We start from the raw sequence: 15,028 nt of genomic DNA on the forward strand, positions 1-15,028 counted from the left end.
CCAGAGTAACTACGGAGATACCAAAGTGACCAAACCTCTCGAAGGCATCAAGATCATCGACTTCACCCACGTTCAAGCCGGCCCCGCGTGCACCCAGTTGCTCGCCTGGTTCGGTGCCGACGTGATCAAGGTTGAAAGACCGGGTTCGGGCGACGTGACGCGCAACCAGTTGCGCGACATCCCCGACGCCGACGCACTGTACTTCACGATGCTCAACAGCAACAAGAAGTCGCTGACGTTGGACACGAAAAAGCCCGAAGGCAAGGAAGTACTCGAAAAGCTGATTCGCGAATCAGACGTGCTGGTCGAAAATTTTGGCCCGGGCGCATTGGACCGGATGGGCTTTTCGTGGGAACGCCTGAACGAACTCAATCCGAAGATGATCGTCGCTTCGGTGAAGGGCTTCAGCGACGGCCATCACTACGACGACCTGAAGGTTTATGAAAACGTCGCGCAATGCGCAGGCGGCGCGGCGTCCACCACCGGCTTCTGGGACGGCCCGCCAACCATCAGCGCCGCGGCGCTCGGCGACAGCAACACTGGCATGCATCTGGCGATCGGCATTCTGACCGCACTGATTGGACGCGGCAAAACCGGCAAAGGCCAGAAGGTCGCGGTGTCGATGCAGGACAGCGTGCTGAACCTGTGCCGCGTGAAGCTGCGGGACCAGCAGCGGCTGGAGCGTGTGGGTTATCTCGAGGAATATCCGCAGTATCCGCACGGCGAATTCAGCGATGTCGTGCCGCGTGGCGGCAACGCGGGCGGCGGCGGTCAGCCGGGCTGGGTGCTCAAGTGCAAAGGCTGGGAAACGGATCCGAACGCGTACATTTACTTCACGATCCAGGGTCACGCGTGGGAGCCGATCTGCAAGGCACTCGGCAAACCCGAGTGGATCGATGACCCCGCCTACAAGACCGCTGAAGCACGTCAACCGCATATCTTCGAGATCTTCGGAACCATCGAAGGCTGGCTCGCCGACAAGACCAAATTCGAAGCGGTCGACATTTTGCGTAAGTTCGACATTCCGTGCGCGCCGGTGCTGACGATGAAGGAACTCGCCAACGATCCGTCGTTGCGCGCGAGCGGCACGATCGTCGAAGTACAGCACAAGAAACGCGGCTCGTATCTGACGGTCGGCAGTCCGATCAAGTTCTCGGATATGAAGCCGGAAGTCACGGCGTCGCCGCTGCTCGGCGAACACACGGACGAAGTGCTGACGAGCCTTGGCTACAGCCGGCAGGACATCTTTAACCTGCACGAAATCAAAGCGGTTTAACGCCGTTACGCCGCAGGCCTGTTTGCATACCCGGCTTTTGGGTACGGCGTCGCTCGCGGGCGCCGTACCCAATCCAGGGATCTGCGTTTTTACATTCGGGGAGCGTCATGCAAAGCGCTATCGACTTCGAGCAACTCGCCAATGTTATCGGCGACGCGATCATTATCTCCGATGCCGACGGCAGCATCACACTGTGGAACCCCGCGGCCGAACGCATGTTCGGTTTTACGCGAAGCGAAGCGCTGGGAAACTCACTGGACCTGATCATTCCGGAACGTTTGCGCGGCCGCCATTGGGACGGCTATCACAAGACCATGGCAACGGGCGAAACCCGTTATGGCAACGACGTGCTGCGTGTCCCCGCTGCGCACAAGGATGGGCGGGCACTCTCGATTGCTTTTACGGTTGCGTTGCTGCATTCGCCGCAGAACGAACTCACCGGCATCGTTGCAGTGATCCGCGACGAAACCAGCCGCTTCCAGGAGGATCGCTTGCTGCGCAAGCGTCTTGCGGAACTGGAGACGGCCGCAGGCGCGTGACCGGCCACACCGCAAACGCTAACACGAGCTGCGCGTCACACGCGAGCAGGCGAACCCGTATGCGTCGACGCATCGTCGTCGGCGCGAGTGCGGCCAAGAATCACGAACACCGCGATCGCGCATAGCAGCGTAACAACAGTCAATCCCCCGAGCAAAAGATCGAACGCGTCGGTATAGATATGCAGCAATGTCGCACGGGTGACGTCCGGGAGAAGCGCCGATGCACGATCGAGATCGCCTGCAGCAAGTCGCGCCGCGGCTTCGGATACTTCGGCGGATACGGCATGCGGTCCCATGGTCGACTGCACACGCGCCTGCGTGAGCAGGGCCAGAATTGCGCTGACCGTTGCGAGCGCAATGCATTCGCCTGCAACGCGCGTGGTGCTGAAGATACCCGTCGCCATGCCGGCACGCTCCTTCGGCACCACGCTCACCGATAGACCGTCCATCAATCCCCAAGGCATCCCTGCGCCAACACCGATTGTGAGCAATGGCGCGATCACTGCCTCGCTCGCGCCGCCGCGTAGCACAATGGTCAGCCAGTACAAGCCGGCTGCGGCGATCAACAAACCGATCCCCGAGATAACGCCGGCGGACATCCAGCGCGTTAGCGTCGCGGCGACGAGCGGCACGATGAGCATCGGTGCAGACAGCGCGAGCATCAGCAAGCCAGCGTCGATCTCGCTATAGCCGTCGACACCGACGAAACGCAGCGGCAACACGACGAGCAGCACGATGTAGCAGTAGCAGGTCGCAATCGGCAGCACTTGCACGCCGACAAAACGCGGATAGCGGAACAAAGACACATCAAGCATTGGCCGCGCGACTCGCGTTTCGATTGCCCAGAACGCGGCGGCCAGCAGTGCCGCGCCCAGCAGGAATCCGACGACGAGCGGGCTCGACCAGCCGCTCTCTGACGACTGGATCACACCGAACGTGAAGCACGACAATGCGCCCGTGAACGTCGCGATTCCCGCCCAGTCGATACGCCGCGCGTCCGGGTCGCGCGACTCACGCATCTGCGGCACGCCGAACAGCAGCGAAAGGACGCCCACGACGGCACCCGTCGCGAAGATCGCTCGCCAGCCGAAGCGCTCGATCATGAAGCCGGCTAGCACGGGCCCGAATGCAAGCCCGAGCCCGAAGGTCGTACCCAGCAGACTGAATGCCCGGGTACGCCCGCGGCCATCGAACTCCTGCGCGAGAGCCGCAGTCCCCCCGGCCAGCGCGGCCGCGGCGGCAACGCCCTGGATAGCGCGCAGCAGATCGACAACCAGGATCGACGGCGCGAAGCCGAGCATCAGCGAGACCAGCGTGAATCCGCTTACGCCGATCGCAAATAAGCGCTTGCGGCCATACCGGTCCGCGAGCGCCCCGGCCGCCATCAGCAGGCTCCCAAAGGTCAGCATGAACGCATTCGTGATCCAGTTCATCTCGACCGGGCCACCCGCGAGTTCCCGCCCGATCGCGGGCGTTGCCAGCGCACCCGCCGAAAAACTGAGCGGCAACGCAAGCGCTGCGAGACAAACGGCCGTGAGAATTGCGACCGGCCGCCCCAATGAAACGGAAGAAAAAGTGTTGCTCATCGACGCTCCCCAAAGGAAGCCGGTCTGCGCAACGCCTCGCGGACGCGCACACCCCGGCAGAGCGATCAACGATAATTCGGATTCAATCAGATAAAAACCATGTGGAATTCCGCTTATAACGGAGTTAAATTCCTGAATTCAATCGACTTTACGGGGATCGGACCGGGATGGACAACCTCAACGGAATCGTCGCGTTCGTGCGCACGGCGGAAGCGCTTAGCTTCGTCGCCGCCGGCCACAAGCTCGGCATCTCGGCGTCAGCGGTCGGCAAGGCGATTGCAAAGCTGGAGCAATCGCTCGGCGTGCGGCTCTTTCAACGCACCACACGAAAGGTCACGCTCACCGATGAGGGACGTCACTTCTACGATCGCTGTCACCGGATACTGGAAGACCTGCGCGATGCCGAGGCGATGCTGTCGGAGGCCGCGCAAACGCCACGCGGCAGGCTGCGCGTGAGCCTGCCCGCGATCGGCTATCGATTCCTGTTGCCCGTGCTGCCAGAATTCACGCGACGCTATCCCGATGTCGAACTCGATCTGGATTTCAACGACCGGCTCGTGGACGTCGTCGAAGGCGGTTTCGACGCAGTCATCCGCAGCGGTACGCTGACAGATTCGAGTCTGATGTCACGCCGTCTCGGCACGTTCCGTTTCGCGCTGTGCGCGTCGCCCGGCTATCTCGCGCAAGCTGGTGTGCCGCGCACGCTGCGCGACCTGGACGTGCACGCGTGCGTGCGCTACCGTTTTCCGACAACGGGCAAGCTTCAGCCGTGGGAACTGTTGGCGGATGGCAGTGAGCCTGCGAACCTGCGCACGGCGATAACCTGCAACAACATGGAGGCGCTGCGCGAGGCTGTCATCGCGGACTTTGGCATTGGGTACATGCCGGATTTTCTGGTACGCGACGCGCTCGCGACGGGCATGCTCACAACGTTGCTCGACGAGCACCAGATCGCCCCAGGACAGTTCTCGATCCTATGGCCATCGAGCCGGCAGTTGTCGCCGAAGCTTAGGGTGTTCGTCGATTTCATGTGCGCGAAGCTGTTCAAGCTCCCGTGAACCGACAATTCACGACGTTCTGCGTCACGTACCACGCGACCTAAACCACTGGATCACCCGAGTTCGCACGCTGTATACCGGTCTCGCGTGCCGTACGCCGTTGCCTGCGCTCCAGCCGGTCTTCCTGCAACACCCGCCGCCCAGTGCGCGTAATGAGCACCAGCGCGATCGCTAGCAACCCAGTACCGAACAGGTAGCTCGACGGAATGAAGCGCGCGTTCGTGAAGCGCGCCACCAGCGAGATATAGAACGGCGCCAGCCCGCCGAAAAGCATGACCGAAGTGTTATACGAAATCGCCACGCCGGTGGAGCGACCCTGCACGGTGAAGATCTTGACCAGCATCCCTGGATGCGCGGCACCTTGCAGCGTCAGGAATAGTATGCCGACAACCCGTACGATCATCAGACGGCTCTCAGTGGGGTCGGCCAGCAAATACGAGAACAACGGAAAGACGCAGATCAGCCAGCCCACGATAAAGAAGAAGAACAGCCGATACGCGCCGACACGGTCCGCCAGCAAGCCGAACACCGGCGACAGAACGCACATCACGATACTCGTGACGAATATCCCTTGCAGCGACGAACTGAGTGACAGATGCAACTGAACCTGCGCGTAGGTTGGCAGATACGCATTCCAGACATAATTCAGCGACGTGCCGGCGATCATCACGCCCATCGCGCACACCACGGCATCGCCGTTCTCACGCACAAAATCGCGAAGACGCTCGCGCATGGGCGCCCGTGCCGCGGCGCGTGCCTGCATCCGGTTGAATTCATCCGATTCGTCGACATGATGGCGGATGTAGAAGCCGATTGGCCCGACCAGCGCGCCGATCAGGAACGGCACGCGCCATCCCCAGGCCGACAGATCCGCATGCGACAGGTGACGCGACAGCAGGTAACTGCATCCCGAAGACAACATCGCGGCGATCCCGATCGACAGCATATTGAAGCTGCCGTAAAACATCTTCCGGTTGGGCGGCGCGACCTCGTAAATCGTCACCGACGACAGCGCGAATTGCGCACCCACCGCGAAGCCTTGCACCAGGCGGCCGATCACCACCAGCAGCGGCGCGACGAGCCCAAGGGTCGCGAAGCCCGGGGTCAGCCCCAGGATCAGCGAGCCCACCGACATCAGCACCATGATCCACGACAGTACCTTTACCCGTCCGACCCGGTCCGCGGCCGCTCCCATTACCACGCCGCCGATCGGACGGACCAGGAAGCCGACCGCGAAGGTCGCGAACGTCAGCAGCAACGCCCCGCTGCGATCAACGGTAGGAAAAAACACCCGCGCGATCATGCTCGAAAAATAGGAGTACACCATGAAGTCGAACCACTCGAAAGTGCCTCCTATCACCGTCGATACAATGGTTTTCCAGACCTTCCCTGAATCGCTTTGGGCGTCCATGTGTTTATCCTCCGGCCCGCAGGGTGCGCAACGCCTGCGCAAAAAAATCCTGAACCACCTCGACAACCTGCATGCCGTTGTGGGCGATATTGGCCATCTCGTCGAAGCACACGCGAACGCCGGCAGCCTCGAACGAGGCCTTCAGCGTGCGTAGCCGCTCCGGGCGCGTCGCCCCGGCATCGTTGATACCTGGCAGATACATCGGGCTATCTTCGGACACCGTGATTTCCCAGGTTTCCAGATCTGCCCGGCCCACCACCATCTGCACCGGCACACGCTGCAAGGCGGCCAGATCGAATGGCTTGCCGAAGTGTCGCTCGAAACCGCCCGTGCCCAGCCACCAGTCCTTCGTGTCGTCGAGCACGGTGACGTTGCCGGGCGCACCGATCGACGCGGCCCACAGCCGCTCCGGATGCGCGTACGCAAAGCGGTTCACATACTGCCCGCCGCCCGAATAGCCGAACAATGCGAACTTGTCGAAGCGCTTGCCATAACGCTCGCCCACTTCGGTCACCATGTCGAGCAGCACTTTGTCGTAGCGGATATCGCCTTCGATGAGTCGCTTGAAACCACTGCGCTCGCCATCGCCGCGCACGCCCACCGGAAACAGCGGGCACAGCACGATGCAGCGGTTCCAGCGGCCGAACGGCGCGAACGCATCGCGATACTGCGTGAACTGACGCCCGGTGCCATGCATCACGACGACCAGTTCGACATCATTGCCGGGTGTCAGTACTTCAGGCGGCACGTACAGCACATACGGAAAGCGTGGATCGTGACGACTCGCGTACACGGTGGTCGAACCCAGGTCGTACAGCGCTTGCGCTTTCTCATGACCCGGAGTGGATCGCTTCTCTGCATCGAACATCTGTCGTTCCTCTCTGACGATTCCAACGGTCTCGTGCATGCCCCGCGTTGCGTGGCACACGGCTTATTCACAACTCACGCCGCTTCGGCGAGCGGTTCGTGGTGCAGGCTGTAGCGGGTGAAAACGCGGTTGAGCGCGGGCATCGGTGCGACATCCATTTCGCCTGCGCCCGGCAGCATGACGATCATCGCGACTGTCGCGGTCATCGTGTGACGTGTGCCCGGGCGCGGCGGACGGCATACCGAAAACGGCGTGCCGAACGCATCGAACAACGCGGCCTTGACCGCGTCGCGATCGACCTTCGGTGCGGCTTTCAGCAACTGACGCACGCGCCAGTCGCGGTAATAGCTGTCCGGCGAGCTATCGCAACCGGTATCCAGCAGCTTGGCGCGGGCGACCGGGCTGAGCCAATGGTTCGCGTGCACGATCATCTGGTCGTCGTCCGGATAGATCGGGAAAGCTTCGTTCGGCGCGCATTCGAAATCGATGCCGAAGCCTTCGGCCATCCCGAGCATGATGTTGTTCGAACACGATTTCGGCGTGGTGACGATCACTCGCAACGCATTCGAGAACACCGGCTCTTCCAGCACGCGCCGGCGCAGCAGCGACAGCGGCACGCCCAGTTGCGTGAAGTCGCGCTCGGACTCGAGATAATTCGCGGTGATGGACACGCCCGCGGCATTGAGCCCGCTACGCGCGAGGCCACCCGCCTCGACAAAGGTCAGAAAGTCGGGGCCGTCGTCGCTGCGTACGCGCAAGACGATGCCGGTATCGACGCAATCGGCCTTCCAGTCCCAGTTCTGCGCATGGATCAACTGCCCGGTCGACGAGCGCGACGGCAGCACCAGTACACCGGTACAACCGTCTTCGTCGTCGGCCTGCAGCGCCATTTCGACGCGCGCCTTGGCCAGCACTTCGGTCCGGGCATTGATCATCACGATGTCTTCGAACGGCACTTCCGCTCCGGTGGCAATGCCACGCATCTCGTCCAGGTACGCAGGTTGAAACTCGCCGATGACCTGTTCGAGCGAGCGGATCAGCGCCGTCTGCGACGCTTCGCTGTAGCCAAGATTGCGCAGCGTCTGACCATAGCGGGATGCGCTCAGGCGCACACGCGCCGCCGCCGCACGGCCATATTGCAAGCCGCGTTCATACGGTTTGCCGGACACGCTGACGAATGGAAACTGCGGAAACTGCTGGATTTGCGACATGTGTGGGACTCCTCACCCTGGCTGCCGCCGACGGCATAAAGCGGGAGTAAGCCCGCGCTGACGCCATCGGCCTGATTTGTGACAAATCGATTCTCATTGGCCACAAACAAAATAAAAAGCGTTATTTTCTTTATCGAAAGGAAAGAGATTTTTCCGTTTTGTGCGATCATGGGACGCGCGGAGACAGGGGGAAATCGTGCAATCCGTGCACGTCCCGGAGGCTTTGGAGGAGATCCCGCATGAGTGAAATTCGAATGCTGCGGACGTTTCTCGCGATCGAGAAACATGGAACGATGGCGGCGGCCGCCGATCGCATGGCGCTCACGCACGCCGCTGTCGGCGCGCAGATGCGCACACTGGAGCGCGTATGCCAGCGCCAGTTGTTCGACCGCAGCGGGCGCAGCATCCAGTTGAACGATGCCGGCCGATCGATCATCCAGCAGGCGCGCACGGTGGTGGCCGCGTATGACTCGCTGTTGCGCGGCGTGGCCGACGAACTCAGCATCGAAGGCTCGATCACGATCGGCTCGACGGTGTCGTCAATGGGTTTTCTGGCGGCTAACGTGATCCGGCTGAGGGTCCCCTACCCCGGGCTGAAGGTGCGCCTCGCGCACGGCAGCAGCGCCGAACTGGACCGCCAGGTGCGTGCCGGGGAAATCGATGCGGCGGTGATCGTCAGTGAACCCCGGGCAACCACGCTACCCGAGTCGTGGGAGCGCCTTTACGATGAACCACTGGTACTGCTGGTCAATCCGGCGATCGCCCCGGCCGAGGCGCCGGTGAGCTCACTGCTGAAGCGTCATCCGTTCATCGCCTTCGAAGCCGCATCGCTGACAGGCACCCATGTGGCGAGCCTGCTTCGGCGGCTGCGCGTCGAGGTCAACCCCATTCTGGAAATGAACTCGATCGCCGCGATTGCCGATCTGGTGCGGCAGAACGTGGGCGTGTCGATCGTGCCGCGTCTGCGGCATGCCGCCTGGGACGAAGACCCGCTACTGTCGGTGAGGCCGATTCCGGGCACCGCGTGGCGCCGGCACATCGGCTGGTATGAATTCGGGCGGCAGCCGCTGGCCACCGCGATCGTCAAGAACCAATTGCTCGCGGCGCTGGCCGAGTAAGGCCCCCGCCTTCAGGCTCCTTGCGATCCACCAGCGCCTGCGCTTGACGCAGCGTTTTCGCGCACGGGATTGTCGACGACTCGCGCCGCGATGTCGAACGGCCGAAACTGGGGGCAGCGCCTGGATCCTTGGCATACTGGTCGATGTGCTGACTCCCGAGGATTGACTCAGGAAAATCGAGCACACTCCAACCAAAATATCAGGAGACACAGACCCATGAGTGATCAGCCGTTCGGACGCTCCCGCCGTGATTTCATGCGTATTGCCGTGACAGCAGGCACCACCGCAGCGCTGCCGTGGATGAAAGACGCCAACGCGCAGTCACCGGCCAGCTCCGCAACCCCTGCACCCGCCACCGGACACGCCACAAAAGGCACACAGCTGATCCTGCTCGGCACCAAGGGGGGCCCGACGCCGTCCGACCTGCGCGCGGCACCGGCGAACGTGCTGGTGGTCGACGGTCAGCCCTACGTGGTCGATTGCGGCAACGGCGTGGCGCTGCAATTGACCAAAGCGGGTATCAAACTGCCGGGCATCCGTGACATTTTCCTGACCCACCATCATTCGGACCACAACGCCGATCTCGGCAACCTCGTGTTCCTCGCCTGGGCCACCGGCCTGCGCACGCCCGTCAACCTGTACGGGCCGCCGCGCATGACAAAGATGATCGACGACTTTGTCGACATGAACGCGATCGACCTCGACGTGCGGATGCGCGAAGAAGGCCGCCCGCCATTCCGGCCACTGATCAACATTCATGAATTCGACGGCCCACGCCTCGTGATGGAAGACGACCGCGTGCGCGTCACCTCGACACTGGTCGACCACTACACGATCAAGCCGGCATTCGCTTACCGCTTCGAGACTCGCGACCGCACCGTGGTCTTCTCCGGCGACACGACCTACTACCCGGCGCTTGCCGAGTTCGCGAAAGGCGCTGACGTGCTGGTGCATGAAGTGATGTACCTGCCCGCGCTCGAGAAGCTGATGAAGACCGTCGACAACGCGCCGACACTGCTCGATCACCTCACGAAGAGCCACACCACCACGGAGCAGGTCGGCAAGATCGCCGCGGCGGCCGGCGTCAAGACACTGGTGCTGAGCCATTTCGTGCCCGGCGGCGATCCCGCGATTACCGACGAGATGTGGGCCGCCGATACGCGCAGGCATTTCGACGGACAGATCATCGTCGGAAAAGATCTGCAGGTTATCTGAGTGTCAGGGCACGCCACCATGCAATCCGCTGCGATTCCCCTGACGTTGCTGACTGGCTTTCTCGGGTCGGGTAAAACCACGTTGCTTAATCGCCTGCTGCCGCAACCGGCGCTGGGCCGGTGTGCAGTGGTGATCAACGAACTGGGCGCGATCGGTCTCGATCATCTGTTCGTCAGCACCTCGCGCGACGAGACCATCGCGCTTCTGGCAAACGGCTGCCTGTGTTGCGGCGTGCGCGACGAGCTGGCCGCGACCGTGGCCAATTTGCTGGAGCGCCGCACGCGCGGCGAGATTCCCGCGTTCGAGCGGATTTTGATCGAGACCACGGGGCTTGCGCGGCCTGGCCCGGTGATCTCGTTGCTGCTGGGTGACCCGGCGCTTGAAGGTCGCTTGCAACTCGACGGCATCGTGACGACCGTGGACGCGAAACACGGCGCCACGCAACTTGCCCGGCATGAGGAATCGCGTCAGCAGGTGGCCGTGGCGGACCGGCTGTTGCTGACCAAGGCTGAACTGGTCGATGCGCCCGCGCTTGCCGAGCTCGAGGCAGCGCTTGAGGCGCTGAATCCGGGTGCGACTCGCATCCCGGTGCGCAACGGCGAGATTGACGCACACCATCTGCTCGACATCCTGACACCGCGTGCCCTGCGGCCCTGGTTACGCGCCGAGCCTGCGCCGCGCAAGTTGCTGATGCGTGGCGCGACGGCGTCACGCGCGGCCCATCCGGACATCGACAGCTTCTGCCTGACTTACTCGCAGCCATTGCCGATGCAGGCATTCGAAACCGCGCTGACGGTACTGCTCGGCTATCACGGCGAGCACATCTTGCGGGTCAAGGGGATTGGCAATTTCATCGGCGAATCGCGGCCAGTTGTGTTCCATGGCGTGCAGCAGTTGCTACATGAACCCTTGCGGCTTGAAGCGTGGCCTGATGAGGATCATACGACGCGGCTTGTGTTTATCGTGCAGGGGCTTGCGAGGTCGGTGATTGAGGAGACGATTGCGCATTTTCTGCGCGAAGCGGGAGTGGAGGAAGTGACGTAATCGACAAATATTTATATGAATTATGCAATTTGGGTATTTTCGTCAACTAATAGCCTAACTATGCCCAGATTCACCTGGCATAACATATTCGAATGAATCCAGGCTTTTGCATTTAGCCCGCCACCTGAAAACCTGGTGGGCGTCGTGTTCCTCATTAAATGGGAGATTAACGACATAGGCCACAGTCTTGGTCACATCAGCTGCAACGAACTCAAAACAGTCTGTTTGCCCGGAAGGCGCGGTACTTGCGTTGTACGCCGCACCAACTTGAATATCCGCACAGCCTGTAACAGGCGGCGCTACCGTCGCGGCGGTAAATGTAGTATCACGCGTTGTTCGCAATGATTGGAAACGGGCCGTTGGAAGACTCCACGGCCTGACGGTAATAGGTTTCGCAGTTGCGGACTTTAGGCGGGCAATGGCCGGAGTGTCGTCGTTGACGCTAATTCCCGAAGTGTGGGACTGTGCATTAATAGTTTCGGCCCAACTGAGTTGCGGCATATAAATCGCCGTACCAACGAGCACACTCAAGAACAAAGCTTTTGTTTTCATATTTTTCAAGCGGAATGAGTTGAGAACGGGGTGCGGACAACGGCGCTCATGTTAAAGCTAATTTTCGATTAATTATTCAGATATATTGGTTGCCGGACATGTGTATGCTATTCAGATACATGGATTCGACATGCACCACTCAAAGCTTTGTCTCACACTGCTTCAACAGGAAGAGAGAGGCCTGGTTTGGCCGGCTCCGAATTACAGGCGTCGATAATGCTTTCTGCGCGTCGCACGAGCATCTAATCGCTTCTGCCGCCATGCTGCTTTCGCTGTTCCTCAGCGAAAGCAGCATGCATTGATCGTAGTCTGGATTGTCGTTGCCGAGCGCTAGAGCCGGGAGCGGCGAGGCGAGGCGAGCGTGATCGAGAGAAGCAGATAGGCAAGCTTGCGCATGGATTCTGGGCGAGATGCAGGGATGAAGACGGGCAATCGTACCGTGTCGCATTTCGATGTTCTTGATGCAATGGCCGGCTGAAATCGACCTTATCGGACGTACGAATTCCCCGGAAATCGTCATTCGTTATCAGCTGCAAATCCATTGGTAGAACTGGCTGCTCAAGAATCGGAATACGGTGTGCCGTCTTTATGCAGGAACCGGCCGTCGACACTTGGGCTCATCATGTCGATGTCGGAGCAGGTGATGACATCCGCAGGTGAGCGCGAGCCGACTTCGAGATAAACGGCCATCACGTTCGACTTGTTAATCATGTGATGGCCGTTGCCGGTGTTTTTTGGAAAGGCAGCACAGTCGCCGGCCTGGAGCGTCGTTTCGCCGTCGTCTTCGATCAAAGTAAGCTCGCCTTCAAGGACGTAGACGAATTCGTCTTCTGCGGAGTGCCAATGGCGTTGGCTCGACCAATTGCCCGGTGGTAAGCGCATAAGATTGACCCCAAAATCACTGAGGCCTCCGGCGTTGGCCAGTCGCTGGCGTATACGATCGGCGCAGGGGGCATCGAACGGTGACGGATACCCCGTACCTTGACGTTCCGGTACGTCGGCGATGTTGATCTTGGGCATGTGAGGCTCCGTAATTCCACGCTGACAAATTGAGTCGGCAAAGTTCGGCGGGCATGTTCCAGGACACGAATAGCCTTCCAACTGTCCGAGCTGCGGGAACCTATTGGAAGAGCCAGACAAGTATCCCGTGAAGTCAATTTTTTTGCACTACGTGGAGGCGGCCAAATCGCTTGAGGAATATGTCTTTGAGCTATGACGTTGTGATTGCCGGTGCCGGCCCTGTCGGCTTGTTTCTCGCCTGCGAACTGCGCCTCGCTGACCTCTCAGTGCTGGTGCTGGAACAAGCCGAGGACTCGCGCTCTCCCTTGAAGCGGCTTCCGTTTGGCATGCGCGGCCTTTCGGTGCCCACCATCGAAGCCTTCTATCGCCGGGGATTGCTGAACGACATCGCGATGCCGCAACGCGCGAGAAATGACTCAGGCAGCAACAACGCTTCGACTGCCACGCAACGGGCGCAACAGCCACGCCGCCAATCGAAAATTCGACCGCAATTCGCATTGGAAATAACCGACCGCCGAGCGAGTTTTTGCCATTGCCTCAGAACTTGTGTACCAAGCCGACTCCAATGCCGCGCGTATCGGTGCCGGGCGTGACCGCAAGGCCCGAATACGCGGTGCCGGAGAGCGTGTATAGCGCCTGATTCCTGTTCTGGATAAAACCGGCCGCGGTATAGAGCTCGGTCGATTTAGACAGCGAGTACTCGAAAAGCAGGCCCAATTGCTGTGCATTGTTGCCCTCACCCGTGCGGTCGTACAGGTAACCGTACATCAGCGAAAGCAAAGCAAATGGTGAGAGTTGATACGAATCCGATATCTGGTAGACATCGTGCTGCTTGTATTTCGGCGTGTTGGTCAGGTTCTCCGTGTGATAGGCCAGCCAGATGCGGTTGGCACCGATCGCATACGAAGCCCCCGCGTTGAACACGCTAAATACCGCGCCAGGACCCGCGGCACCACCGCCCGCCAGCGTGTAGCTGCCACCCGCCCCAACGCCAGGTTCGTCTCCCCGCTCGTAGCCGGCCGCCACATTCAACGGCCCGTTGATGTACTGGACGATAACGTTATAGAACCCTATGCCGTTGCCCGACCCGGTCGTCGAATCGCGCAATGCCACCATGAATTTAGCGTTCAGCCCATCAAACGTGGGCGTGTAGTAGGAAATACCATTGTTCACACGGATGATCAGACCGTTGAAATTATTCATGGGCGACGCGATGCTTTTGACCCAGGACGGATCCATTGCCGCCTGAAGGACGTCGTATTGCGGCGAGTTCTGCAAGCCGAAGCGGACTTCGCCGAATCCGCCGGACAGGCCAACATACGCTAGACGATTAAAGGCTTCGGCCGCGTTTGTTACCGCACCCGTCTGACCGGAGAAGGCTTGCTCCAACTGGAAATTGACGTGCAGGCCGCCACCGATATCCTCGCTGCCCTTAAAACCGTAACGTGTCGCGAAGAGTCCACCGGGTACCGCACGGATCGCCGAATTGTTGCCGCTCGAACTTTGATAGACAAAGCCATTGTCGAGCACGCCATAGAGTGTGACCGTCGACTGCGCGAACACGGGGGAGGCGGACGCACAGGAAAAGACTGCGCCGGATGCGAGAATGATAAACCTTTTCATACAGGATCTCCGTTCTTATTCACATCGGAATGCCGACGCTTTTATGAATTGTTATTAGTTTGTACAGCTAATATAAATGCCATCCAGTGAGCGATCGAGCGCACCCAATACGCCCGGATATGCCGCGGTCTTTCGGATGGGGAGCCGGTTTCGGGGCGGCCCCGGGTTCTTGTCTGTCGGATCGGAGGACGGTAACGGCGGGGCAAGCTAACAGCCTTAAGTAGTTTCGCTGCTCAATCCGATCTCCTTTGATTGAATGTATTTTTTGCTTTGGTCGATTTCGATTCCGGCGAAAACGTATCGAACATCATTCGACAAGGTTAATTGCGCGGCAGGCGATGGGTCCATGTATAAAACTTCGATTGAATGGCATTTTTTTACTCGCAACCGGACGGGGTAAACCAGTAACGATCCGGCGAACCATGTGCGGTCTGTGCAGCTCACCGCATGGTCTATGCGTGATAAACCGCACTCGCGAAGGACTGTAGCGCCGAGTTTGTGCGAAAC

The 15,028-nt window shown here is 60.2% G+C and carries 13 protein-coding genes and 2 pseudogenes; 7 read left to right on the forward strand and 8 right to left on the reverse strand.

What is annotated here, in order from left to right:
- Positions 1-25 precede the first annotated feature (25 nt).
- Together frc and PQR40_RS03400 are read left to right on the forward strand one after the other, a co-directional pair.
- The gene (frc, locus tag PQR40_RS03395) at positions 26-1,276 is read left to right on the forward strand and encodes a formyl-CoA transferase (RefSeq protein ID WP_408224517.1); all 1,251 of its coding nucleotides are present in this window, start codon (positions 26-28) and stop codon (positions 1,274-1,276) included.
- A gap of 107 nt (positions 1,277-1,383) precedes the next feature.
- Complete coding sequence (locus PQR40_RS03400) at positions 1,384-1,815, forward strand: PAS domain-containing protein (RefSeq protein WP_408224520.1); 432 nt, start codon at positions 1,384-1,386, stop codon at positions 1,813-1,815.
- 35 nt (positions 1,816-1,850) lie between these two features.
- Here PQR40_RS03400 and PQR40_RS03405 read toward each other — a convergent pair whose 3' ends face one another.
- Positions 1,851-3,401 (reverse strand): MFS transporter, encoded by a 1,551-nt coding sequence (locus tag PQR40_RS03405; RefSeq protein WP_408508413.1) that lies wholly within the window; start codon positions 3,399-3,401, stop codon positions 1,851-1,853.
- Between the two features lie 167 nt (positions 3,402-3,568).
- On the opposite strand from PQR40_RS03405, the gene PQR40_RS03410 reads away from it, so the two are divergent.
- Entirely contained in the window at positions 3,569-4,459 is an 891-nt protein-coding gene (locus PQR40_RS03410; protein WP_408508414.1) for a LysR family transcriptional regulator, read from the forward strand.
- Positions 4,460-4,499: 40 nt separating this feature from the next.
- Here PQR40_RS03410 and PQR40_RS03415 read toward each other — a convergent pair whose 3' ends face one another.
- From PQR40_RS03415 to PQR40_RS03425, 3 genes are all read right to left on the reverse strand, one after another.
- A complete protein-coding gene (locus PQR40_RS03415) occupies positions 4,500-5,870 on the reverse strand; it encodes an MFS transporter (RefSeq protein WP_408508415.1) in 1,371 nt (456 codons plus the stop codon).
- Between the two features lie 4 nt (positions 5,871-5,874).
- Positions 5,875-6,627 carry an alpha/beta hydrolase gene (locus tag PQR40_RS03420; protein WP_408224652.1) on the reverse strand — a complete coding sequence of 251 codons (753 nt, stop codon included), beginning with the start codon at positions 6,625-6,627 and terminating at the stop codon, positions 5,875-5,877.
- A 185-nt stretch (positions 6,628-6,812) separates the two neighbouring features.
- Positions 6,813-7,949 (reverse strand): C45 family autoproteolytic acyltransferase/hydrolase, encoded by a 1,137-nt coding sequence (locus tag PQR40_RS03425; RefSeq protein WP_408334534.1) that lies wholly within the window; start codon positions 7,947-7,949, stop codon positions 6,813-6,815.
- Positions 7,950-8,188: 239 nt separating this feature from the next.
- Between PQR40_RS03425 and PQR40_RS03430 the strand changes: the two genes are divergently transcribed.
- From PQR40_RS03430 to PQR40_RS03440, 3 genes are all read left to right on the forward strand, one after another.
- Positions 8,189-9,067 (forward strand): LysR family transcriptional regulator, encoded by an 879-nt coding sequence (locus tag PQR40_RS03430; protein WP_408508416.1) that lies wholly within the window; start codon positions 8,189-8,191, stop codon positions 9,065-9,067.
- A gap of 255 nt (positions 9,068-9,322) precedes the next feature.
- Complete coding sequence (locus PQR40_RS03435; protein ID WP_408224655.1) at positions 9,323-10,282, forward strand: MBL fold metallo-hydrolase; 960 nt, start codon at positions 9,323-9,325, stop codon at positions 10,280-10,282.
- Positions 10,283-10,300: 18 nt separating this feature from the next.
- Positions 10,301-11,326 (forward strand): CobW family GTP-binding protein, encoded by a 1,026-nt coding sequence (locus PQR40_RS03440; RefSeq protein WP_408508417.1) that lies wholly within the window; start codon positions 10,301-10,303, stop codon positions 11,324-11,326.
- Between the two features lie 129 nt (positions 11,327-11,455).
- Here the strand turns inward: PQR40_RS03440 and PQR40_RS03445 are convergent.
- The 3 genes and pseudogenes from PQR40_RS03445 to PQR40_RS03450 all read right to left on the reverse strand — a co-directional run.
- Positions 11,456-11,878, reverse strand: a pseudogene (locus tag PQR40_RS03445) (hypothetical protein); the annotation flags it as partial.
- A 139-nt stretch (positions 11,879-12,017) separates the two neighbouring features.
- A complete protein-coding gene (locus PQR40_RS39105; RefSeq protein ID WP_494478194.1) occupies positions 12,018-12,398 on the reverse strand; it encodes a hypothetical protein in 381 nt (126 codons plus the stop codon).
- A gap of 38 nt (positions 12,399-12,436) precedes the next feature.
- Positions 12,437-12,898, reverse strand: a complete 462-nt coding sequence (locus PQR40_RS03450) for a cupin domain-containing protein (RefSeq protein ID WP_408224540.1) — start codon at positions 12,896-12,898, stop codon at positions 12,437-12,439.
- Between the two features lie 179 nt (positions 12,899-13,077).
- Here PQR40_RS03450 and PQR40_RS03455 point away from each other — a divergent pair.
- Positions 13,078-13,365: pseudogene (locus PQR40_RS03455) on the forward strand (FAD-dependent oxidoreductase); the annotation flags it as partial.
- Positions 13,366-13,435: 70 nt separating this feature from the next.
- Here the strand turns inward: PQR40_RS03455 and PQR40_RS03460 are convergent.
- Positions 13,436-14,521, reverse strand: coding sequence for a porin (locus PQR40_RS03460; RefSeq protein WP_408508418.1), 1,086 nt, complete (start codon positions 14,519-14,521; stop codon positions 13,436-13,438).
- Between the last annotated feature and the right edge of the window lie 507 nt (positions 14,522-15,028).

The sequence above is a fragment of the Paraburkholderia sediminicola genome, from assembly GCF_046026855.1.
Taxonomy (GTDB): Bacteria; Pseudomonadota; Gammaproteobacteria; order Burkholderiales; family Burkholderiaceae; genus Paraburkholderia; species Paraburkholderia sediminicola_A.